The sequence below is a fragment of the Flavobacterium antarcticum DSM 19726 genome (assembly GCF_000419685.1).
GTDB classification, from domain to species: Bacteria; Bacteroidota; Bacteroidia; order Flavobacteriales; family Flavobacteriaceae; genus Flavobacterium; species Flavobacterium antarcticum.
The window spans coordinates 261,164-282,536 of record NZ_ATTM01000001.1 but is presented as its reverse complement, the minus strand read 5'-3'; the positions used below and the strand labels follow the sequence as shown (position 1 = coordinate 282,536).

24 protein-coding genes are annotated in these 21,373 nt (G+C 34.3%); 11 read left to right on the top strand and 13 right to left on the bottom strand.

The window, feature by feature from the left end:
- Nucleotides 1–149: 149 nt before the first annotated feature.
- The gene (gene pruA, locus YWA_RS0101315) at nt 150–1,778 is read left to right on the top strand and encodes an L-glutamate gamma-semialdehyde dehydrogenase (RefSeq protein ID WP_026718501.1); all 1,629 of its coding nucleotides are present in this window, start codon (nt 150–152) and stop codon (nt 1,776–1,778) included.
- 221 nt (nt 1,779–1,999) lie between these two features.
- Here pruA and rsmG read toward each other — a convergent pair whose 3' ends face one another.
- Nucleotides 2,000–2,629: a 16S rRNA (guanine(527)-N(7))-methyltransferase RsmG gene (gene rsmG, locus YWA_RS0101310; RefSeq protein WP_022826690.1), complete on the bottom strand. Its 630-nt coding sequence runs from the start codon at nt 2,627–2,629 to the stop codon at nt 2,000–2,002.
- 119 nt (nt 2,630–2,748) lie between these two features.
- On the opposite strand from rsmG, the gene YWA_RS0101305 reads away from it, so the two are divergent.
- Nucleotides 2,749–3,849: a fatty acid desaturase family protein gene (locus YWA_RS0101305; RefSeq protein WP_022826689.1), complete on the top strand. Its 1,101-nt coding sequence runs from the start codon at nt 2,749–2,751 to the stop codon at nt 3,847–3,849.
- Nucleotides 3,850–4,030: 181 nt separating this feature from the next.
- On the top strand, nt 4,031–5,218 hold the full coding sequence (locus YWA_RS0101300) for a pyridoxal phosphate-dependent aminotransferase (protein ID WP_022826688.1): 1,188 nt from the start codon (nt 4,031–4,033) through the stop codon (nt 5,216–5,218).
- A 90-nt stretch (nt 5,219–5,308) separates the two neighbouring features.
- Here the strand turns inward: YWA_RS0101300 and YWA_RS15250 are convergent, their stop codons facing one another.
- The 3 genes from YWA_RS15250 to YWA_RS0101285 form a co-directional block, all read right to left on the bottom strand.
- Nucleotides 5,309–5,518, bottom strand: a complete 210-nt coding sequence (locus YWA_RS15250; protein WP_051126911.1) for a hypothetical protein — start codon at nt 5,516–5,518, stop codon at nt 5,309–5,311.
- Nucleotides 5,519–5,626: 108 nt separating this feature from the next.
- Nucleotides 5,627–5,887: a hypothetical protein gene (locus YWA_RS0101290; RefSeq protein ID WP_022826687.1), complete on the bottom strand. Its 261-nt coding sequence runs from the start codon at nt 5,885–5,887 to the stop codon at nt 5,627–5,629.
- 56 nt (nt 5,888–5,943) lie between these two features.
- A complete protein-coding gene (locus YWA_RS0101285; RefSeq protein WP_022826686.1) occupies nt 5,944–6,324 on the bottom strand; it encodes a RidA family protein in 381 nt (126 codons plus the stop codon).
- A gap of 166 nt (nt 6,325–6,490) precedes the next feature.
- Between YWA_RS0101285 and YWA_RS15605 the strand changes: the two genes are divergently transcribed.
- From YWA_RS15605 to YWA_RS0101260, 5 genes are all read left to right on the top strand, one after another.
- The gene (locus tag YWA_RS15605; RefSeq protein WP_157505273.1) at nt 6,491–7,003 is read left to right on the top strand and encodes a hypothetical protein; all 513 of its coding nucleotides are present in this window, start codon (nt 6,491–6,493) and stop codon (nt 7,001–7,003) included.
- A complete protein-coding gene (gene purT / locus YWA_RS0101275) occupies nt 7,003–8,163 on the top strand; it encodes a formate-dependent phosphoribosylglycinamide formyltransferase (RefSeq protein ID WP_022826684.1) in 1,161 nt (386 codons plus the stop codon). The genes YWA_RS15605 and purT overlap by 1 nt, the downstream gene beginning before the upstream one ends.
- A 137-nt stretch (nt 8,164–8,300) precedes the next feature.
- Nucleotides 8,301–8,876 (top strand): Crp/Fnr family transcriptional regulator, encoded by a 576-nt coding sequence (locus YWA_RS0101270; RefSeq protein WP_022826683.1) that lies wholly within the window; start codon nt 8,301–8,303, stop codon nt 8,874–8,876.
- A 78-nt stretch (nt 8,877–8,954) separates the two neighbouring features.
- Nucleotides 8,955–9,671 carry a pirin family protein gene (locus YWA_RS0101265; RefSeq protein WP_022826682.1) on the top strand — a complete coding sequence of 239 codons (717 nt, stop codon included), beginning with the start codon at nt 8,955–8,957 and terminating at the stop codon, nt 9,669–9,671.
- 84 nt (nt 9,672–9,755) lie between these two features.
- Nucleotides 9,756–10,283, top strand: a complete 528-nt coding sequence (locus tag YWA_RS0101260) for a YceI family protein (protein ID WP_022826681.1) — start codon at nt 9,756–9,758, stop codon at nt 10,281–10,283.
- A 128-nt stretch (nt 10,284–10,411) separates the two neighbouring features.
- Here YWA_RS0101260 and YWA_RS14455 read toward each other — a convergent pair whose 3' ends face one another.
- Nucleotides 10,412–10,885, bottom strand: a complete 474-nt coding sequence (locus YWA_RS14455) for a DUF389 domain-containing protein (RefSeq protein ID WP_022826680.1) — start codon at nt 10,883–10,885, stop codon at nt 10,412–10,414.
- Between the two features lie 29 nt (nt 10,886–10,914).
- A complete protein-coding gene (locus YWA_RS0101250) occupies nt 10,915–12,546 on the bottom strand; it encodes a hypothetical protein (RefSeq protein ID WP_022826679.1) in 1,632 nt (543 codons plus the stop codon).
- 157 nt (nt 12,547–12,703) lie between these two features.
- Here YWA_RS0101250 and fabD point away from each other — a divergent pair, with 157 nt between their 5' ends.
- Together fabD and YWA_RS0101240 are read left to right on the top strand one after the other, a co-directional pair.
- Nucleotides 12,704–13,579: an ACP S-malonyltransferase gene (fabD, locus tag YWA_RS0101245; RefSeq protein WP_022826678.1), complete on the top strand. Its 876-nt coding sequence runs from the start codon at nt 12,704–12,706 to the stop codon at nt 13,577–13,579.
- A gap of 69 nt (nt 13,580–13,648) precedes the next feature.
- Nucleotides 13,649–14,326: a peptidoglycan DD-metalloendopeptidase family protein gene (locus YWA_RS0101240; RefSeq protein ID WP_026718499.1), complete on the top strand. Its 678-nt coding sequence runs from the start codon at nt 13,649–13,651 to the stop codon at nt 14,324–14,326.
- Between the two features lie 297 nt (nt 14,327–14,623).
- On the opposite strand, the gene YWA_RS0101230 is transcribed toward YWA_RS0101240, so the two are convergent.
- From YWA_RS0101230 to YWA_RS0101210, 5 genes are all read right to left on the bottom strand, one after another.
- Nucleotides 14,624–14,812 carry a hypothetical protein gene (locus YWA_RS0101230; RefSeq protein ID WP_022826675.1) on the bottom strand — a complete coding sequence of 63 codons (189 nt, stop codon included), beginning with the start codon at nt 14,810–14,812 and terminating at the stop codon, nt 14,624–14,626.
- Between the two features lie 60 nt (nt 14,813–14,872).
- Nucleotides 14,873–15,364, bottom strand: a complete 492-nt coding sequence (locus YWA_RS0101225) for a CIA30 family protein (RefSeq protein ID WP_026718498.1) — start codon at nt 15,362–15,364, stop codon at nt 14,873–14,875.
- Nucleotides 15,365–15,473: 109 nt separating this feature from the next.
- Nucleotides 15,474–16,487: a UDP-glucose 4-epimerase GalE gene (gene galE, locus YWA_RS0101220; protein ID WP_022826673.1), complete on the bottom strand. Its 1,014-nt coding sequence runs from the start codon at nt 16,485–16,487 to the stop codon at nt 15,474–15,476.
- Between the two features lie 5 nt (nt 16,488–16,492).
- On the bottom strand, nt 16,493–16,930 hold the full coding sequence (locus tag YWA_RS0101215) for a hypothetical protein (RefSeq protein WP_022826672.1): 438 nt from the start codon (nt 16,928–16,930) through the stop codon (nt 16,493–16,495).
- A gap of 3 nt (nt 16,931–16,933) precedes the next feature.
- Entirely contained in the window at nt 16,934–18,067 is a 1,134-nt protein-coding gene (locus YWA_RS0101210) for a DegT/DnrJ/EryC1/StrS family aminotransferase (RefSeq protein WP_022826671.1), read from the bottom strand.
- Between the two features lie 101 nt (nt 18,068–18,168).
- Between YWA_RS0101210 and YWA_RS0101205 the strand changes: the two genes are divergently transcribed.
- On the top strand, nt 18,169–19,443 hold the full coding sequence (locus tag YWA_RS0101205; RefSeq protein WP_022826670.1) for a 3-deoxy-D-manno-octulosonic acid transferase: 1,275 nt from the start codon (nt 18,169–18,171) through the stop codon (nt 19,441–19,443).
- On the opposite strand, the gene YWA_RS0101200 is transcribed toward YWA_RS0101205, so the two are convergent.
- Together YWA_RS0101200 and YWA_RS0101195 are read right to left on the bottom strand one after the other, a co-directional pair.
- Nucleotides 19,438–20,160, bottom strand: coding sequence for a LytR/AlgR family response regulator transcription factor (locus YWA_RS0101200; protein ID WP_022826669.1), 723 nt, complete (start codon nt 20,158–20,160; stop codon nt 19,438–19,440). The genes YWA_RS0101205 and YWA_RS0101200 overlap by 6 nt on opposite strands.
- On the bottom strand, nt 20,153–21,250 hold the full coding sequence (locus YWA_RS0101195; RefSeq protein ID WP_022826668.1) for a sensor histidine kinase: 1,098 nt from the start codon (nt 21,248–21,250) through the stop codon (nt 20,153–20,155). Before YWA_RS0101195 ends, YWA_RS0101200 begins: the two co-directional genes overlap by 8 nt.
- Nucleotides 21,251–21,373 lie beyond the last annotated feature (123 nt).

Below are 21,373 nucleotides of genomic sequence, written 5' to 3'. Positions count from 1 at the left end.
GGGAATAAGGAAACCTGAAAAAGCACTACCGATTCGCTCCTAATTGTAGTACTGAAAATGTTGATGTTGTCTTAAAAATAGACTTTTGTAAATCTGATTTTGTACATTTGCCGCAGATTTTTTTTGATAAATTTATAAAATACGATATTATGTTAAAAGGATTTTTTAATGTGCCTAAAGCGGTTAACGAGCCGGTGAAATCTTATGCACCAAATAGCCCGGAGAAAAAAGCGGTTTTAGAAGCTTATAAAAAAATGTGGAACGAGAAGATTGAGGTGCCTAGTTACATAGGTAGCGAACAAATCAGAACGGGAAACACTGTAAATATGACGGCACCTCACGACCATAAACATGTGGTTGGGACGTACCATCTTGCAGAGAAAAAGCACATTGAGCAAGCGATTACGGCTGCTCTTGATGCGAAAGAAAACTGGGCAAACTTGGCTTGGGAACAACGTGCAGCGATCTTCTTGAAAGCGGCAGAGTTAGTTGCTGGTCCGTACCGTGCGAGAATTAACGCGGCTACGATGATTGCGCAATCAAAGACGATTTATCAGGCGGAAATTGACGCTTCTTGTGAGTATATTGACTTCTTGCGTTTTAACGTGGAGTTCATGACGCAGATTTATGCAGACCAACCAAAATCAGATTCATCTGTTTGGAACCGTTTAGAATACCGTCCTTTAGAAGGATTTGTATATGCAATTACTCCTTTTAACTTTACGGCTATTGCAGGAAATCTTCCGGCGAGTGCTGCATTGATGGGAAATACAGTGGTATGGAAACCGGCTGCAACGCAAGTTTTTTCGGCTGAAATATTGATGCAAATTTTTAAAGAAGCAGGTTTACCTGATGGTGTTATCAATATGGTTTTAGGCGATTCTGAAATGGTTTCGGAGGTTGTTTTATCTAATCCAAATTTAGCTGGTGTTCACTTTACAGGTTCGACAGGTGTATTTAATAGTATTTGGGGAAAAATTGGAACAAACATTGGCAACTATAAAACGTATCCAAGAATCGTAGGTGAAACGGGTGGAAAAGATTTCATCGTTGCACATCCAACTGCAAATGTGAAACAAGTGGTTACGGGAATTTCTCGTGGTGCTTTTGAATTTCAAGGTCAAAAATGTTCGGCAGCTTCAAGAGCTTATCTTCCGCAAAGTATGTGGGCTGAAGCCAAAGACTTGTTGATTAAAGACGTGAAATCTATGAAAATGGGTTCGCCAGAGGATTTTGGAAATTTTGTGACTGCAGTTATATCTGAAAAATCATTTGACAAATTAGCAAAATTCATCGACCAAGCGAAAGCGGACAAAGATGCGGAAATCATCGTGGGTGGTGGTTATGACAAATCGAAAGGATACTTTATTGAGCCTACGGTTATCGTGACTACGAATCCAAAATATGCAACTATGGAAACGGAATTATTCGGTCCTGTGATGACTATTTACGTTTACGAAGATGCAAAATGGGCTGAAACGTTGAAATTGGTTGACGAAACTTCTCCTTACGCCTTAACTGGTGCGGTTTTCAGTGGAGACCGTTATGCAATTGCTGAAGCGACTGAAGCGTTGAAAAATGCAGCTGGTAACTTCTACATCAACGACAAACCTACGGGAGCTGTTGTTGGTATGCAACCTTTTGGTGGAGCGAGAGCTTCGGGAACGAACGACAAAGCGGGTTCTGCATTGAACTTGTTGAGATGGGCTTCGCCAAGAACAATTAAAGAAACTTTTGTTACTCCGGAAGATTATAGATATCCGTTTTTAGGGGAATAATCTTTGTTGTCAGTTGACAGTTGTCGGTTGACAGTTTTGAGCAATTTATAGGATAACCGAGTCAATTAGTTGGCTCGGTTTTTTTTGTTTTAATATTTTTATGATTTTAAAATTTAAAAAAACTGCTTTTTATATATAAATGAGAACGCCGATTTATATAAATCGGCGTTCTCATTTATATATCTTTCTATCTTTTTGTCCTTAAATCTTACAATCCTAATTTACGCTTTAAACTTCAAAGGCAAATGCACCACTTTCTTAGTTTCGAAGAATTCATCTTCAAAAAACTCAGCGATGTTGTACTCTTTGGCGCTTGGAAAGTCTTTTAGTTCTTCGGTTAAATCGCCACCTTTTAGGTAGAGAATTCCGTTTTTAAGTTGGTGTTTGTTTTGCTTTTTGATCTTGGTTTTCACCCAAGAAACGAAATCAGGCATATTGGTAACGGCACGACTGACGATAAAGTCGAAATCTCCTTTTACGTTTTCAGCACGCATTTGTTCTGCTTTAACGTTTTTTAATCCTAATTCTTCAGCAACGGCTTGCACCACTTTTATTTTTTTCAAAATAATGTCAATCAAATAAAAACGCGTTTCTGGAAATAAAATCGCTAATGGAATTCCTGGAAAACCGCCACCCGTTCCTACGTCTAAAATGTAAGTTCCTGGTTCGAAAGGTTGGATTTTTGCAATTGCCAACGAATGCAATACATGTTTGGTGTACAATTCGTCAATATCTTTACGCGAAATCACGTTGATTTTGCCATTCCATTCGGGATATATTTGGCCTAATTTTTGAAACTGTTGTTTCTGAACATCAGATAGGTTAGGGAAATACTTGGTTATTTCTTCCATTTTAAACTTTTTTACAAAAGTAAGAATTTTAAAAGGCAAATATTTAACCTTTGTGTTGTGTTTTCAATTTTATTATTTTTTATCTTTGACGATCTTTATTTATTACATTTAAATACTATATGAATACCAATATACCCACGTTTTCAAAGCAAGACAGCCTTAAGTTTTTCCGAACGTTAAACTCAAGAGTGAACGCTTATTTTAAGGAAAACAACTTACAAAAAACCGGAAACTGGAAATTGCACGTGAAAGCCGCAATCATGTTTATCTTGTTTCTTACGCCTTACTTTTTAATTTTAACAATAGAAGACATGCCGTTTTGGGTAATGCTTTTGTTATCAGTTGTCATCGGAATCGGTATGGCTGGCGTTGGAATGAACGTAATGCACGACGGAAATCACGGTTCGTATTCGAACAAGTCTTGGTTGAATAAATTTATGGGTGGAAGCATCTATATTTTGGCTGGAAACGTTCACAACTGGCAAGTGCAACACAATGTTTTACACCATACGTATACGAATATTCACGGTCACGATGAAGATTTAGATGCAGGAAGAATTATTAGATTTACGCAAGAAGCGCCTTGGTATAAATTTCATAAATTCCAACATTATTACTCGGTTTTCCTTTACGGATTACTGACATTCAACTGGGCTTTGACTACAGATTGGAAACAAATGAAAGCTTATTTGAAACGTAAATTATCTTACGGCGAACCGCAAAATCCTGCAAAATTATGGACGGTTTTAGTAATAACTAAAATTATTTACATCTCGCTTTGGTTGGTTTTACCAATGGTTATTGGAATCGCTTGGTGGAAAGTTGTAATAGGATTTTTTGTGATGCATTACACAGCTGGTTTGATTTTAAGTATTGTATTTCAATTAGCACACGTAGTTGATGAAACTACAAATCCATCTCCAAACGAATTAGGCGAAATGGAAAACACTTGGGCAATTCACCAATTGTACACAACGGCAAATTTTGCTCCAAAAAATGCAATTGTAAACTGGTTTACTGGTGGTTTAAATCACCAAGTAGAACACCATTTATTCCCACACATCAGCCACGTTCACTATGGTAAAATTGCAGAAATTGTAAAGCAAACCGCAAAAGAATGCAACTTGCCGTACCATGAATTTCAAACAATGACTGGAGCGGTTGTTGCTCATTTCAAACACTTGAAAGAGCTGGGACAAAAACCAATGATGGTAGCTTAAATAGTTGATCGAAATTTAAAAAATTTTGAATATTTCACTCATAAATAAATCGGCACGGATTTCAAAAATCACGTTGCCGATTTTTGTTTTTTTAATAAATAAGGATTCGTATTTCTGGTTTAATAATCTGAACTAAAGCCTTATATTTGTAACTAAATAATAACATTTTAAACTTTATTCCATGAATCAATTATCGGATAGAATTAATAAGGTATCAACTTCACAAACCTTGGCTATGGCTGCTTTAGCTCGTGAATTAAAAGCACAAGGTAAAGATATCATCAGCTTAAGTTTAGGTGAACCTGACTTTAATACACCTGACTTTATTAAAGAAGCTGCTAAAAAAGCAATTGACGAAAACTACAGTACGTATTCGCCAGTTGATGGTTATATGGATTTGAAACAAGCGATTTGCAAAAAATTCAAACGTGATAACGATTTAGATTACACACCTGCAAATGTAGTTGTTTCTACAGGAGCGAAACAGTCGTTATATAATATTGCACAAGTAATGATTAACGAAGGTGATGAGGTAATTCTTCCTGCACCATACTGGGTTTCTTACTACGAAATTGTAAAAATGGCGGGTGGAATTCCTGTTGAAGTTCCTACTTCAGTTGAAACGGATTTCAAAATAACACCAGAACAATTGCAAGCTTCGATAACTCCAAAAACAAAAATGATAATGTACAGTTCTCCTTGTAATCCAAGTGGTTCTGTATTTAATCGTGAAGATTTAACTGCTTTATCAAAAGTGATTTTGGCACAGAAGCAAACTATTTATGTCGTTTCAGATGAAATTTACGAACACATTAATTTTTCTGGAACATTCTGTAGTATTGCATCAATCCCAGGAATGTTCGACAGAACAATTACTGTGAATGGTGTTGCAAAAGCATTCGCAATGACAGGATGGAGAATCGGTTACATCGGAGCTCCAGAATTCATCGCAAAAGCGTGTACAAAAATGCAAGGACAAGTTACTTCCGGTGCAAATTCAATTGCACAAAGAGCAACAATCGCAGCTGTGGAAGCGGATCCAAGTGTTTTAAATGATATGGTTGCTGCTTTTAAAAGTCGTAGAGATTTAGTTGTGAAATTAATTCAAGATATTCCAGGATTAAAGTTGAACGTTCCTGAAGGTGCATTTTATGTGTTCCCTGACGTTTCTTCGTACTTCGGAAAAACGTTGAACGGAACTGAAATTAAAGATGCTACTGATTTTGCGATGTATCTTTTGGCGGAAGCCAATGTTGCTACAGTAACAGGCGAGGCTTTTGGAAATCCTAACTGCTTGCGATTATCTTATGCGACAAGCGAAGAGGAATTAACGGATGCTTTGACAAGAATCAAGAAAGCATTAGCTTAAATAAAGATTTTATATAAAATGGAAACCCCGAAATTTTTTAGATTTCGGGGTTTTTGCTTATTTAGAAAATACACATTATCTGCATTTACATTATAAATCCAATATTCTTTTTAAAATTACAATATCTATACTACTCTTTTTACTTTTATCATATATAGAAGCTAACACGACATTTTTATTACTTACATTAATTATGGTTTCATAAGTGATTATTCTAGCGCCTCCACTTTTGCCTTTTCTTTTTGAAGTTATATTCAGCCTAATTTTTTTAAAACCATCACCAAGATTGGTAGCAAGCATAAGTTCTTTCTCAATATTTTCTTCAAACAGAAGTAAATCATTTTTAATGACGAATGCTTTTTGAGCAAGTTTTTAAATTCTCGCTTAAAATGCTCACTAACAATGACATTATACTTCATCTAAAAAAGATTTTAAAGATTGTCCCTTTTTTTTACCTAATGAAAGTTCTTTTATTTCAGGCATAGCTTTTTTCAATCTTCTTAAATAGTTTTTATCTTCATTACTTAAATTACTACCTGAAATAGTATCGCTTGACAAATTCTCATCAACTAGCTTGGGAGACTGCAAAACCTTAACTCCCATTTCCAAAGCTATTTCTTTCAGTAATAAAAGTTTCTTTTTCGAAGTGCTGTCTAATACTAAAGTCATAATTTCTATTATTTTATACTCAAAGATACGAAAAACACGGCAATCTTATTTCTACTTTATTGCACACATAAAACAATTGCTGTCGCTTCAATTTCAATTAACCAATCCCGATTTCCCAACATTGAAACTCCGACTAAAGTGCTCGCGGGATAATTTTCATTTCCAAGAAATTCTTTTCTAACTTTTCTAAAAACCGGCAAATCAATTTCAGGATTGAAATTCACTATATAAGTGCTTATTTTTACTACATCCTCAAATGTAGCACCACACTCTTTCAATAGAACTTCTAAATTTCGAAAAGTAGCAATAGTTTGTTGCTCTAAATCTTTTCCTTCGCCAATCTGTCCAGAAATATGAAGCGTTTTGTATCCTTCAGCTTCTACAACAACTACTTGCGAAAAACCTTCGTTCGGATGGAGATATTCTTTTTTTATCATTTGTTTTTTTCTATGCGGTAATAATTATTTCTATTACTGAATTCAAATTTACAATTAAACAAAAAAGGATAGTTGGCAAATGTCAAAAATTATATTTCTTTCACTGCTAAATCTATTTTATTAATGTTACAAAATTTATCTTTGTCGAAATTAAATTTTCATCCCATTGGCAAAAATAGTATTACTCGGTTCTATAAAAATGGAAAACATTGGAGGATGCTATGCCGTATTATTTGGCTTACCATTTAGTCTACTACTTTCTTATGCGATTTTCAAACCTACACTTCTATTAGATGTATTTCAAGAAATTGCTGATTTTGGGCTTCAAGTAACATCCTTGTTTTGGGGAATTATCTATCCTATTCTTTATCTTATCATTTTATTTATTTCCGGTAGAAATATAACTTTAATAGCTAACAAATCAACTTTTCAAATAATATCAAAATTATCCTTTTCTTCAACTATTAAAATTATCGCAGTTTTGTTCTTTTTATTCGTAGTCGACAAAATAATAAACGGTATTTCAACATCCGTAATTCCTATTACATCTTTAATTGTTTTTTCACTTATTGCTTTATTGTCTATTATTTTTATATCAACAATTATAAATTTTATCGTAAGTTTTTTCACTGTGAAAGCTATTCGAATTAAATTTCAAAACAAACAAAACACTAACTAATGGCAAAAATACTATTACTCGGTTCAGGCGAACTTGGAAAAGAATTCACAATTGCAGCTCAACGAATCGGTCAAACGGTAATTGCTGTTGACAGTTACGAAAATGCACCAGCGATGCAAGTTGCCAATGGATTTGAAGTCATCAATATGCTAAATGGTGCGGAACTAGATAGAATTGTTGCTAAACATAAACCAGATTATATTGTTCCCGAAATTGAAGCCATCCGAACGGAACGTTTCTACGATTACGAAAAACAAGGAATTACAGTTGTTCCATCTGCGAAAGCGGCGAATTTTACTATGAATCGAAAAGCAATTCGAGATTTAGCTGCAAAAGAATTAGGACTAAAAACAGCCAAATATCAATACGCTACTACTTCCGAAGAATTACAAAAAGCAGTTGCAGAAGTGGGGATGCCTTGCGTGGTAAAACCTTTGATGAGTTCGTCGGGAAAAGGGCAATCGACTATTAAAGTGGAAGCGGACATTGAGAAAGCATGGAATTATGCACTTGAAGGTTCGCGTGGTGACATGATTGAAGTAATTGTAGAAGCCTTTGTGAATTTCAATTCAGAAATTACACTTTTGACGGTTACCCAAATTAATAACCCAACGCTTTTTTGCGCACCAATTGGTCACCGACAAGAACGTGGTGATTATCAAGAAAGCTGGCAACCGGCAATTATTTCGGACAAGGATTTATTTGAAGCTCAAGATATGGCTGAAAAAGTTACCGAAGCTTTAGGTGGCGCTGGAATTTTTGGTGTTGAATTTTTTATCGCTGACGACGGCGTTTATTTCTCCGAATTATCTCCAAGACCTCACGATACCGGAATGGTAACTTTGGCGGGAACGCAAAACTTTAATCAATTTGAACTGCATCTTCGTGCGATTTTAGGTTTTCCAATATTCGAAATCAAATTAGAAAAAGCGGGTGCAAGTGCTGTAATTTCTGCGAAAGAAAATTCAGAAGACATAACGTACTCTGGTTTAGAAAAAATAGCTGCTTTACCGAAAACTGATTTTAGAATCTTTGGAAAAAAAACCAGTCGACCCTGCCGAAGAATGGGAGTTGCGTTGACTTACGACACTTTGGAAACTCCAATTGAAGAAGTGGTGGAGCGGGCTGTTGAAGCCGCAAAATTGGTTCAATTGAAATAGAAAATATAATTTCAAGGAAATATTCTATTTAAATTTTGCCACAGATTCAAAAGATTACCACAGATTTAATCTTTTAAATCAAAATAATCTGTGGCAAAAAAATATTTATTTATTTCATTTTTTTCTATATTTAAAGAATGAATTTACTCCTTAAAAATATCGCAAAACACGTTACTTTAACTCCCGAGGACGAAGGACGTGTTTTGTTTTTGACTGAACCTCAAACTTTCAAAGCAAAAACCATTTTACTAAAACAGGCTGATGTTTGTACGCAATCTTATTTTGTGATCAAAGGTATTTTAAGAAGTTACACGATTGACGAAAATGGCGTTGAACACGTAGTCAGTTTTGCTTGTCCCGAATGGTGGATTGCCGATATGTACAGTTATCTCTCACAACGTCCAGGCCAACTTTTCATCGAAGTAATTGAAGATGCAGAAGTTATTGTATTGACTAAAGAAAATCAGGAAAAGCTTTATTCTGAAGTTCCTAAAACGGAACGTTTCTTCCGAATTTTAATTGAAAATTCGTTAATAGCAAATCAAAAGCGACTCATTAATAACCTAACTTTTACTGCCGAAGCGCGTTACGACATTTTTACGAAAAAATTTCATTCTATTCTCCCCTATCTTCCGCAAAAGCAAATTGCCTCTTACATTGGCGTGACTCCTGAATTTTTCAGCCGAATGAAAGCCAAACTTTTGAAAAAATAATTTCATAATCTAGGTCAAGTGCATTTTCTGTAGACGCTTTGTAAATTTGTATTATACAAATCAATAAAGTGAAAAGACATGAAAAATACAGTTTTACATAAAGCCGATTCTCGAGGTCATGCCGACCACGGTTGGCTAAATGCGCATCACAGTTTTAGTTTTGGAAGTTGGTTCAATCCAAATCGTGTTCAATTTGGTGCTTTAAGAGTTTTGAATGACGATACGATTGCAGCCGGAATGGGTTTTGGAACACACGGACACGACAATATGGAAATCATTACGATTCCACTTGAAGGCGATTTGGCTCACAAGGACAGTATGGGAAATACCGAAACCATCAAAACGGGAGATATTCAAGTAATGAGTGCTGGAACGGGAGTTCAACATTCAGAATTCAACCCAAATGACGACATGCGAACTAAACTGTTTCAAATTTGGTTGTTTCCAAACAAACAAAATGTAACGCCTCGTTACCAACAAATTACTTTAGACAATTCATTACAGAAAAATGATTTTGCTCAAATTCTATCTCCAAATGTTGATGATGAAGGAGTTTGGATTCATCAAGATGCATGGTTTTACTTGAGTGATTTTGATGCCAAATTTTCAAAAGAATTGACTTTAAAAAAAGAAGGAAATGGTTTCTATATCATGAATATTGAAGGCGAAATTGAAGTGGACGGTGAGAAATTAGAAACTAGAGATGCGATTGGAATTTCAAATGCTTCTGAAATTGAAATTAAAGCTACTAAAAATTCAAAGTTTTTAGTAATGGAAATTCCGATGAAAAATTAATTTGATAATCCAGGTCAAGTAAATAAAATTTGACAAACAATAACTTTGTCTTATAAAAATTAACAACAATAAAAAAATATAAAAATGGCAACAACTAAATGGGCAATTGACCCAACACATTCAAGCATAGGATTCGTAGTTAAACACATGATGTTTACAAATGTTAGAGGAAATTTCGAAAAATACGAGGCAACAATCATTTCTGATGAAGCCGATTTTTCTAACGCAACAATTGAATTTTCTGCAGATGTTGATTCAATTAATACAAACAACGCTGATAGAGATAAACACTTAAAAAGTGCTGATTTTTTTGATGTAGAAAATAATCCAAAATTAACTTTCAAAGCCTCTTCTTTTACAAAAACAGTTGACGATTACGAAATCGCAGGAGATTTAAGTATGCATGGAATTACAAAATTTGTAAAATTTCCAGCAGAATTCAGCGGATTAATGACTGACCCATGGGGAAACACAAAAGCAGGTTTGAATATTTCAGGGAAAATCAATCGTAAAGATTGGGGATTAAACTGGAATTCAGCTCTAGAAACAGGTGGTGTTTTAGTAAGCGAAGACGTAAAGTTGGATGTTGAATTACAACTTTTAAAACAATAATTCAACTGCTATTGTAAGAACTAGCTAAATTAAAAATATCAGAAACCCTGTTTTAGTATTAAAACAGGGTTTCTTCATTTTATATATGTCGATCAATTTTAAAATTGCCGTTATCGGGAACTATTTTACTATAGTACCCTATTCTCTTTTTCAGCTTTAGTTTCTAATTTATTTCCATAAGCAACGCCAAAAAGCATTCCGATTGGAATACCTATTAGCAAACCTAATGCTATTTTTCCAAGTAAAACACCAAAAGCTAAACCTAATGCAGGTCCTAAAGTTAAGCCTAATGGTAGGTATTTACGCTTAAACTTACCCTTCTTAATTAATCCGAATTTCTCCTCAACATACAATTGCAAATTCGAGATTTCAATGAGTTGTGTTCTATTATAACGCAATTTTCCATCGTTTTTTTGAGGCATATCATTAATCACGTATTCTAATTTTGAACGCAATTCTACATCAGTAACCATACTACCCTCTTCAATTCTTGACAAAAGATTTGTAAAATAGGTATAGCTTACATGTTGTTTTTCCAGAATCGAAAACTGTTTTGTTTTACTATCCAAAGTTACTTTCATTTCTTTCTCCCAATTTTCCATAATATCTATATTTTGCTATATCGTAGTATTTATTTTTTTCCAATCGAAAGATTATCAAAATCTGAAACGTCAATTATCTGTTCCATATCGACGTCAAAATGAATTCGAATACTATCGCCCACATTTGTCACCGGAAGTTCATTTGACAATTGGGACGAACCCACGAAAATCGACGGACTGTCTTTTACCATAAAGTAGTAGAAACTATTTCCATTTTTAATATCGTTTGAAATTCGTGTGATTACAGAGCTTAAATTTTTCTTGGTCGTCAAACTTTTCGCATCTAAACCATTATCCGCCATATTATAGACGTTTTTATACGACATCAAGGTTTCCCGCATTGTATTTCCAACACCTACAATTGTATAATCTTTTATAGAAACCATCGCAAACATTTTTACCAACCCACCATCATCTTTCAACGTCATTACATAGGTAGGAATATTATTAATCACATACGGAATCGGCAATGAAGCGTGATATCCTTTCTCTTGCACTTTTCCTTCTGCTGAACTTTGAGCTGCATATTCTGTCGCACCACTTTGTCTGTAATAAGTTGTTTCTTTTGTTCTTGTGTCAACCAAAACAAAACCAACCGTTGATTCTTCTTTGCCTACAGATGACAATCCGGTGTACCAATACGATTTGTGATTTTCGCCGTAAACTAACGTCAAACCTTCTGTCGTTTCTAACTTATTTTCATTCGACCAGTTCCAATACCCTTGTACATATTCGCCCCAATCAGAAAGCTGTTCTTCAATTAAATGCAAAGGTTGAATTCTATCTACCCAAAGTGGTGTATCCGTCATCGAATATTGAGTGATTTCACCCGTTTGTGCATTTACAACAAGCGTTCCTGTAGCATCGCTTCCGCCAAAACCTACTTTTTTATCATAAGTTGTCACTACCCAAAAAGGCAAACCTGCATCGTCAATTTCAAAACTAAAATCAGTTAAACCAATTGTTGCATAACCGCTAAAATAAACGTGTCGCTCGATTTCTGAACCAAAAAAAGCTTCAGGTTGGTACTTGATTTTAACTGCTTTTCCGTTTACTTCCTGTACTAGTTTTACATCCCGTTCATTAGTTGCAGAAACCATTACATAACCTGGAGTTCCTTCACTATTATTAAACCATTTTAGAAAACCGGTGTGCAAAAGTGGCGCGACCCAATACAATTCATTATTTACTTTCTGAATGGTGAAGTCTCCAATTTCCGCTTGACTACCTAATGAAGGTTGTGAACCAATAATTTTTTCACCCAATAACATCGCTAATCGTTCATCAACAACACGAATTTCATCCAAAGAAATCGGTGCGATGTGATTTTTCAAGTCGTTACCGTTTTTAACTTCACCTATTAAGCTCCGATAATCTTCACTTCTAAACATGGGTAAGGAGGTAACTAATGGTACAATAATTACATAAGCGAGAACAATAGCAATTAATATTTTGAAAATTTTACTCGGCTTTTCTCTCACTATTAATTGTTTATTAACCGGATTGACCGCTAGTTTTGTGAAAAGTACCACGCCAATTAACAGTAACAATAAAATCAAAATGGGCAACTGCACAAAACCATAATTTAGCACGGGTTGACCAAAATAAAACATAAGAAATGCAACAAAAACTAAAATAACAACTGCGAATATTTTTTTCATGACTTAATTATTGATTGTTTAATAAGTCGCATTTAAACGTGAATGTTACACTTATTCTCGATTAAGTTTTCAAATGCATTGCAAAGTGATTGAGAAATTGGTTTGAATTAATTAAATACAGTATTTTTGTTTTTCTATATTATAAAAAAATTCAAATATGAAAGCATATATATTTCCAGGACAAGGCGCTCAATTTACAGGAATGGGTAAAGATTTGTATGATAATTCTCCATTAGCCAAAGAAATGTTCGAACAAGCGAATGCTATTTTAGGTTTCAGAATTACAGATATCATGTTTGAAGGAACTGCAGAACAATTGAAAGAAACGAAAGTAACACAACCCGCTATTTTCTTGCATTCCGTTATTTTAGCAAAAACTTTGGGCGAAGAATTCCAACCTCAAATGGTTGCTGGACATTCTTTAGGCGAATTTTCTGCTCTAGTTGCGAATGGCGCTTTATCTTTTGAAGACGGATTACAATTGGTTTCCAAAAGAGCTTTGGCAATGCAAAAAGCGTGTGAAATCAAACCATCCACAATGGCTGCCGTTTTAGGGTTAGCCGATAATGTTGTGGAGGAAGTTTGCGCTTCAATTGATGGAATTGTAGTTGCAGCAAACTATAATTGTCCAGGTCAATTGGTGATTTCGGGAGAAACTTCTGCTGTTGAAAAAGCATGTGAAGCAATGAAAGTAGCTGGTGCAAAACGTGCATTGATCTTACCTGTTGGCGGTGCTTTTCATTCGCCAATGATGGAACCGGCTCGTGAAGAATTAGCTGCAGCAATTGAAGCGACTACATTTTCAGAACCAAGTTGCCCTGTTTATCAAAATGTAACCGCTACCGCAGTTGCTGATGCAAATGAAATTAAGAAAAACTTGATTATACAATTAACAGCTCCTGTAAAGTGGACGCAAACAGTTCAGCAAATGATTGCAGATGGAGCAGACTCGTTTACGGAAGTAGGACCAGGAAAAGTACTGATTGGTTTGGTTGGAAAAATCAACAAAGAAGCGGCTGTTTTTTCGGCTTAATTTCCTTAAAAATTTATATCTTACAAATCCTCATTTAGTACATAAATGGGGATTTTTAAATTAAAACCTATGAATAAACTAATTGAAATTCTACAAAAGCAAAAAAACATAAAAGTCATCGCTCCTGAAATTGAGTACGAAGATTATGTGGCGTTCGATTTATCGGCTCCCACAACTGACAAATTGAATTTACCTTTAACGGATGCGAATGCATTTGAGGATTTTGTTGAAAGTCATTTAACGAAAAATAATTCGAAAGTCGCTTACGGCGGATATTTAGAACACCGAAATTTGTACCAAAGAAGTACGGTTTTCAAGGACGTTAATGTTGAAGAACGCAACATTCACATCGGTTTGGATTTATGGATAAAGGCGGGAACTGATGTTCTAGCAGCTTTAGATGGAACCATTCATAGCTTTCAAAACAACACAGCCTTGGGTGATTATGGTCCGGCAATTATTTTAGAACATCAAATTGAAGGCTTGACTTTTTATACTTTGTATGGACATTTGAGTTTGGAAAGTTTAGATGGAAAACATGAAGGTCAAAAAGTTAGTAAAGGAGAAATTATTGCTCAACTTGGAGCACCACCTATAAATGGTGATTATGCACCACATTTGCATTTTCAAATAATTAAAGATTTGCAAGGAAAAAAAGGTGATTATCCGGGAGTTTGTTCGAAAACGGAATTGAGCTTTTATAAGGAAAATTGTCCAGACCCGAATTTATTACTGCAGATTAAATAAGTTGAGCTTCAGAACAGTGGTTGTTTAAAATGCCTGTAACCAAATAACTCGTTTTATTCTTTTCGAAAAATATATACCAAGTAGTTCGAGCGTTTGATTTATAGAAGATATAATTTGCTCCTAAATGAAGTAAACCCTTGGGTGTTGATTTGTGGGGAAATATATGGACACTTTTTTCAATGAACTCATAAATTTTTTCAACATATAAATCTACATTTTCAACATATGAAAAATAGTCGTCAACGTATAATTTATTAATAAGTGTATCTAAATAATAAATCACCTCAACTTCAATAATTACATCTCTTTTTTCCACCACTCACGCATCAATGATTTCGAAAGTTTCTTCGCCTCTTCAATCGTCAAACCTTTAGCAAACTGTTTGTCAAAATCAAAGTCTTTGCCAATTCCTTTTTGCTGCTTTCTTTCGTTATAAACAGTTGAAGGCTCTTCTACGTTTTTCTTATTTGTGCTATCCTTTTCCATGGCAAAATATTTATATTCAAATGTAGTGAATTTATAAAATTGAATTTCAAATAGTTATAATTATTTCAATTCAATCTTATCCAAAACTAATTTAAAATTTTCTTCCCTTTTATTGCCAATTAAAAACACAATTTCTTCAAAAAAATCACTTTCGAAATTTGGCAAATCTAATTTTCGACCTCGAAAAGAAGGATATAAATCAGATAATTTAATTTCAATAGTTTGCCATTCTCCCGACGTTTTGAAAGTTGTGATATACGAATAAGAAGTGCTAGATTTGTCTTTTATGCGAAATTGATAGTCTTTGCCATCACCTTTTAAAGTTATCAAAACTGCACTGTTTTCTGTTACAGCTACTTTTTCAAACTGATATCGAACGGATGAAAATCCACCATTATTTTCTAATGAAATTTTCCCTTCGAAAATACCGTGTCCGTCACTATCAATCGAAAATCGTCCGTTGGATCGTCCACCCATTACTACGTCATCAACAATTCTCCAATCATTTGCAGAAGCGCTCTTGTCGAAATCATATATCGTTATTGTACTCATAAATAGAATTAATTGAATTAAAAAAAGTTTCATTTTACATCATTTTCTCTTTTAAAGATAAATAATATAAAATGAAACTTTTAAAATTTTGCAAAACAGTAAGAAACGTTTATGCTCTAATTTTTTGTTCCCATTTCCAGGCACTTGCTAAACTTTCTTCCAAAGTCGATTGTGCTTTCCATCCTAAAACTTCGTTCGCTTTATCCGTATTGGCGTAAGCCGAAGTAATATCGCCTTCTCTTCTGCCAACAATTTTATAATTTAATTTCTGATTTGAAACTTTCTCAAAAGCATGAATCACTTCTAAAACCGAGCTTCCTGTTCCTGTTCCTAAATTAAAGGTTTCTACTTTATCAATATTTTTATTTTCTAAAAGTCTTTTTAAAGCAACAACGTGGGCTTTCGCCAAATCAACTACGTGAATGTAGTCGCGAACTGCTGTTCCATCAGGCGTTGGATAATCGTCACCGTAAACCGCTAATTGTTGACGCAGTCCCATTCCTGTTTGTGTAATAAACGGCACTAAATTTTGTGGAACACCAATTGGCAATTCCCCAATTTCAGCCGTTGGATGTGCTCCAATTGGATTGAAATATCTCAATAAAATTGATTTGATATTCGAAACTTTAGCTACTTCCGTAATGATTTCCTCACCAATTTGTTTCGTGTTTCCATAAGGAGACATCGCCATTTGAACAGGAGCATCTTCGGTTATTGGCATTTTTTCGGCTTGACCGTAAACGGTACAAGAAGAACTAAATATGAAACTAGCATCGTCTTTTTTCTGTAATTCTTGCAACACGTAAACCAATGTATTGATGTTATTTTCGTAATACAACAACGGATTTTCAACACTTTCACCAACCGCTTTAGAAGCAGCAAAGTGAATCACTCCATTTATATCGTTGTGTTTTTCAAAGAAAGAAATTACAGCATTTTTTTCACGCAAGTCCATCTTTTCAAAAACCGGTTTTTTACCTGAAATATTCTCAATTCCCACCAAAACTTCTTCAGAAGAATTGGATAAATTATCAATAATTATCACTTCAAAACCTTCATTTTGCAATTCCACAACCGTGTGAGAGCCTATAAATCCTAAACCTCCTGTTACAAGTACTTTCATAAGTGCTATTTCGTTTTTTGGTGTTTTACGGTATAATCAAATACCTTGTTTTGTTCTTTATCTACAAAAATGTACTGCAACGAAAGATCGTTTTCCCGATAGTCTTTCATTGCTTCATTTGTATCTATGTTCATTTGTGCACGCGATTTCATAGTGTTTTTTACTTCGTCTAAATCAATTTCAGTAGAATCCTTTACTACATTTACCAAAGTATAATGATAATTTAGTGTTGAATTTTCGACCGAAGTACTGTCTAATCTCGTTTCAGCATCCACCATTTTAGGCATTGTTTTATTCATTTCTTTCGAAACGGTTACAAGCATCTCATTAGGTGTAGCCTCATTTCTAGAAAAGAAATAATCAACCGCAAAATAAGCAACTGCAAAACTTACTATAAAAACGACAATTTGAAGCGGGCTAATTTTGCTCGACTTATTTTCCATTGATTATTTATTAAAAAAGTCTAAAACTGTTTTTGTAATAAAGGATATTTGGTCGTCTTCTAATTCCGTATGCATTGGCAAGGAAATCACTTCTTGAATCAATTGATTTGTAACAGGAAAATCTTCCTCTTTGTAACGCGAATCCTTGTAAGCCTTCTGACTGTGCAACGGAATTGGATAATAAATCGCACAAGGAATTTCGTGGTCTAACAAATGTTGCATCAATGCATCGCGATTTGCATTTACAATTCGCAAAGTATATTGGTGAAAAACGTGGCAATCGCAAACGTCACAAATCATTGGTGCGATAATATTTTCATGACCTTCAAAAGCCGCTGAATATTTTCGAGCTGCATTTTGACGAGCTGAATTATATTGGTCTAACAAAGGCAATTTTGCATTTAAAACCGCAGCCTGAATACTGTCTAATCTCGAATTTACCCCCACAACATCATGGTGATACCGAACGTACATTCCGTGATTTACAATTCCACGAATTGTGTGCGCCAAAGCATCATCATTCGTGAAAATCGCTCCACCGTCTCCATAACAACCTAAATTTTTAGAAGGAAAAAATGAAGTTGAACCTACGTGACCAATAGTCCCAACTTTAGTTTTTTCGCCTTTTCTATTTGTGAAATTAGCACCAATTGCTTGTGCATTATCTTCAATAACAAACAAATTATGTTCGTTTGCAATGTCCATTATCGCATCCAGATTTGCCGCACGGCCAAATAAATGAACAGGAACAATTGCTTTAGTCTTTGGCGTAATCGCTTTTTTAATTGCGTCAATCGAGATATTCATATTTACTAAATCCACATCAACCAAAACTGGCGTCAATTGCAGTAAAGCAATCACCTCCACCGTTGCGGCAAATGTAAAATCAGCAGTGATCACTTCATCGCCGGGTTGCAAACCCAAGCCCATCATGGCAATTTGCAACGCATCTGTTCCATTTGCACAAGGAATCACGTGCTTAACGCCCATATACGTTTCCAGATTTTTCTGAAAAGCATACACTTCCGGTCCGTTTATGTAAGTATTGGTATCTAAAACCGTTTGAATTGAAGCGTTTACGGTCTCCTTTATTTTTTCATATTGACTTTTAAGGTCAACCATTTGAATTTTTTTCATCTTAAGAATACGATTTAAAATCAAGCAAAAATAAACATTTAATGACGCTTAACCAATGAAATTAGAGCAAAGTAATGTAATTTAGCCCTAAATTTTTTTGAATGCATTTTCTTTACAATCTCATAACTTACATTGCTTCCTTTTTAGTAAAGGTGATTGCGTTATTCAGTCCCAAAATAAAATTGTTTGTTGACGGACGAAAAGATGTTTTTACAACTTTAAAAAGTCAGATTTCTCCTACAGATAAATGCATTTGGTTTCATGCCGCTTCCTTGGGTGAATACGAACAAGGTTTGCCTGTAATGGAAGAAATAAAAAACCGATTTCCAAATCATAAAATCGTACTTACGTTCTTTTCTCCTTCAGGTTATGAAGTTCGGAAAAATACGAAAGCTGCAGATGTAGTAGTTTACTTGCCTTTAGACACGCCTTCAAATGCGAATCAATTTATTGAGCTTGTTCGTCCTGAAATGGCTTTCTTTATCAAATATGAATATTGGCCAAACTACTTAAACGAACTTAAAAAACGAGAAATCCCAACCTACTTAATATCCGGTGTTTTTAGAAAAAATCAATTGTTTTTTAAATGGTACGGCGGATTTTACAGAACAGCTCTGAATGCTTTTCATCACTTTTTTGTACAGAATTCCTCTTCAAAAGAACTTTTATTGGAATTAGGAAAAACAAACGTTACTGTTTCAGGCGACACTCGTTTTGACAGAGTCGCAGCAATTTTAGAAAAAGACAATTCGTTAGATTTTATTTCAGCATTTAAAAATGATGCGTTGACAGTTGTTGTGGGAAGTTCATGGCCGAAAGACGAAGAATTATTGGTGAATTTTATTAATTCTACAAATCACAATGTGAAATTTATCATTGCACCTCATAATATTAAAAGCGAACAAATTGCAGAATTAAAGAAAAGTATTACTAAAAAAACAATTCTGTTTTCTGAAAAGGAAGAGATTCTGAAACAAGTTCAGAATGACAATAAAATTCAAAATGACAAAATATCGGATTACGATGTATTCATCATTGACACAATCGGGATTTTAACCAAAATCTACAGCTACGCAGATATCGCTTATGTGGGTGGCGGATTTGGAAATCCCGGCGTCCACAATATTTTAGAACCGGCAACTTTTGGTGTTCCAATAATTATTGGTCCAAACTATTCTCATTTTGCGGAAGCAACAGCTTTAGTAAATATGGAAGGTTGCGTATCAATTTCAACACAAAAGGAAATGGATGAAGCCTTCGAAAATTTAATTCGCAACGAAGACATTCGGGCTGATAAAGGACATATTTCCAGCACTTTTGTGCAAATGAATAAAGGAGCGACGACGACGATTCTCAATCAAATTTTGAACTTATAGACTCAACTTTTCTTTAAAAGCACTGGCTTGTCTTCTAGAGATTTCAACTTTATTCTCATTTGGTAAATGAACTAGGAGATTGCCACTGAACCAAGGGTCGATTTGGGTGGCATACTGGATATTGATAATCTGATTTCTATTCGCCCTAAAAAAAAATTCTTCGGGTAATTTTGCTTCAATCTGATTGAGTGACTTTGCAACAATTGCTTTTTTATCTTTAAAAAATACTTTGCTGTAGTTTCCGTCGACTTCAATTAAGTAAATATCTTCAATTTTCACGAGCCAACATTTCTCTCCATCCTTAATGAAAATCTGATTGGACAACGCTAATTTTCGTTCATTATTAGTTTGTTTGTCGGCAACAATCTGTTTTACTTTTTCAATTGCAAGTGCGAATCTTTTGGGGTTAATTGGTTTTAACAGATAATCTAGTGCATTGTATTCAAATGACTTAATTGCATATTCATCAAAAGCAGTTGTAAAAATTGTAATAGGAACATCATCTAACATTTCCAATAATTCAAAACCGTCCTTTTCCGGCATATTAATATCTAGAAAAAGCAAATCCGGACGTAATTCAGTAATTAGCTTGAATCCATCATCAACATTTTCTGCTTCGCCAATGATTTTAATTTCAGCAAAATCTTTTATCAATTCCTTGAGCTCATTTCTAGCTAATCGCGAATCTTCAACAATTACTGCATTAATTTTATTCATCTTTCTGTTTTAATGGTAGTATTATCGTAGCAATTACATTGTTTTCAATTTCTTCTAACTTAAATGAAGCTTCTTTTCCATACAAAAGCGAAATTCTATCTTTAATATTCTTCAGTCCAAGTTGTGTAGATTCTTGACTTATAGTAAGTTGTCCCGTATTTTGCACTTCTATAATCAAATTATCCTTTGAAATTTTCGTGGTTAATTTCACTAAACCACCTTCTCTATAATTTGAAATTCCATGCTTAATTGCATTTTCAACCAAAAGCTGAATGACCATTGGCGGAATTTTCATATTCAAAGTTTCGGGTTCAATTTCTTTGATAAACTGCAATCGCTCTTCCATCTGAATTTTAGAAATTGCGATGAAATTGTCAACTACTTCAATTTCTTCCTCTAATTTAATCGAATCCATATCGTTTTTCAATAATGAAAATCGCAACATTTCAGAGAGTCTTGTAATCATTTCTCTCGATTTATTTGGGTCTTCCAAGACAAGTCCTCGAATATTATTGAGACTATTGAACATGAAATGTGGATTAATCTGTCCTTTCAAAGTATTCAACTTTGCCTCTTTCAGACTGCCTTCAAGTTCCAATTTATTCAACTTAATTACATTTAAATATTGAAAAACTTCATAAGAAGCGACAACAAAAAACCATACTAAAAAAGCTACAAAGAAAAATGGGATGTTCGCTAATTTCATCAAAAAGCTCAACTGATCACTAAAAGTTCTATCCAAATAGTAAACTGCCGGAATATCTAACATCGGCCATAATAAAATATGATACAACACTTGCACTCCAAAGAAAACAGCTACCAAAATCACAACGTTCTTTTTTTTAACGTTTGAAAAATCAATTGATTTTTCAAAAAGATACAAGATAATGTAAGACAGTAGAAAACCTAAAATGGCGCATAATGTTCCTTCTGCTATAAGATAATTAAATCGGTTCTGATGGCTTGATGTCCAAATCTCCACTTCGAAAAAACCGTATGACAATTTATCAAAAGTAAGGGTAGAGAAAACATACAACATCCACCCTATTAAGTTTATGATGTGGTACTTATAACTTCTAGTTAATTTCATTATTCTATTTTATAATCCTTTGCCTAAATTAATAGTTGATTAGCCAAAGTTAGTATTTATAAATTTTATCAATCCACTAAAATCAATTCGTGATAAAATATTTTAATTTTTGATGCTTTTACC

Bases quoted from the DNA above. Each gene is read 5' to 3' on its own strand.
- pruA (WP_026718501.1), top strand. From the start codon at position 150: ATGTTAAAAGGATTTTTTAATGTGCCTAAAGCGGTTAACGAGCCGGTG.
- rsmG (WP_022826690.1), bottom strand. From the start codon at position 2,629: ATGGAAGAAATAACCAAGTATTTCCCTAACCTATCTGATGTTCAGAAA.
- YWA_RS0101305 (WP_022826689.1), top strand. From the start codon at position 2,749: ATGAATACCAATATACCCACGTTTTCAAAGCAAGACAGCCTTAAGTTT.
- YWA_RS0101300 (WP_022826688.1), top strand. From the start codon at position 4,031: ATGAATCAATTATCGGATAGAATTAATAAGGTATCAACTTCACAAACC.
- YWA_RS15250 (WP_051126911.1), bottom strand. From the start codon at position 5,518: ATGCTTGCTACCAATCTTGGTGATGGTTTTAAAAAAATTAGGCTGAAT.
- YWA_RS0101290 (WP_022826687.1), bottom strand. From the start codon at position 5,887: ATGACTTTAGTATTAGACAGCACTTCGAAAAAGAAACTTTTATTACTG.
- YWA_RS0101285 (WP_022826686.1), bottom strand. From the start codon at position 6,324: ATGATAAAAAAAGAATATCTCCATCCGAACGAAGGTTTTTCGCAAGTA.
- purT (WP_022826684.1), top strand. From the start codon at position 7,003: ATGGCAAAAATACTATTACTCGGTTCAGGCGAACTTGGAAAAGAATTC.
- YWA_RS0101270 (WP_022826683.1), top strand. From the start codon at position 8,301: ATGAATTTACTCCTTAAAAATATCGCAAAACACGTTACTTTAACTCCC.
- YWA_RS0101265 (WP_022826682.1), top strand. From the start codon at position 8,955: ATGAAAAATACAGTTTTACATAAAGCCGATTCTCGAGGTCATGCCGAC.
- YWA_RS0101260 (WP_022826681.1), top strand. From the start codon at position 9,756: ATGGCAACAACTAAATGGGCAATTGACCCAACACATTCAAGCATAGGA.
- YWA_RS14455 (WP_022826680.1), bottom strand. From the start codon at position 10,885: ATGGAAAATTGGGAGAAAGAAATGAAAGTAACTTTGGATAGTAAAACA.
- YWA_RS0101250 (WP_022826679.1), bottom strand. From the start codon at position 12,546: ATGAAAAAAATATTCGCAGTTGTTATTTTAGTTTTTGTTGCATTTCTT.
- fabD (WP_022826678.1), top strand. From the start codon at position 12,704: ATGAAAGCATATATATTTCCAGGACAAGGCGCTCAATTTACAGGAATG.
- YWA_RS0101240 (WP_026718499.1), top strand. From the start codon at position 13,649: ATGAATAAACTAATTGAAATTCTACAAAAGCAAAAAAACATAAAAGTC.
- YWA_RS0101230 (WP_022826675.1), bottom strand. From the start codon at position 14,812: ATGGAAAAGGATAGCACAAATAAGAAAAACGTAGAAGAGCCTTCAACT.
- YWA_RS0101225 (WP_026718498.1), bottom strand. From the start codon at position 15,364: ATGAGTACAATAACGATATATGATTTCGACAAGAGCGCTTCTGCAAAT.
- galE (WP_022826673.1), bottom strand. From the start codon at position 16,487: ATGAAAGTACTTGTAACAGGAGGTTTAGGATTTATAGGCTCTCACACG.
- YWA_RS0101215 (WP_022826672.1), bottom strand. From the start codon at position 16,930: ATGGAAAATAAGTCGAGCAAAATTAGCCCGCTTCAAATTGTCGTTTTT.
- YWA_RS0101210 (WP_022826671.1), bottom strand. From the start codon at position 18,067: ATGAAAAAAATTCAAATGGTTGACCTTAAAAGTCAATATGAAAAAATA.
- YWA_RS0101205 (WP_022826670.1), top strand. From the start codon at position 18,169: ATGCATTTTCTTTACAATCTCATAACTTACATTGCTTCCTTTTTAGTA.
- YWA_RS0101200 (WP_022826669.1), bottom strand. From the start codon at position 20,160: ATGAATAAAATTAATGCAGTAATTGTTGAAGATTCGCGATTAGCTAGA.
- YWA_RS0101195 (WP_022826668.1), bottom strand. From the start codon at position 21,250: ATGAAATTAACTAGAAGTTATAAGTACCACATCATAAACTTAATAGGG.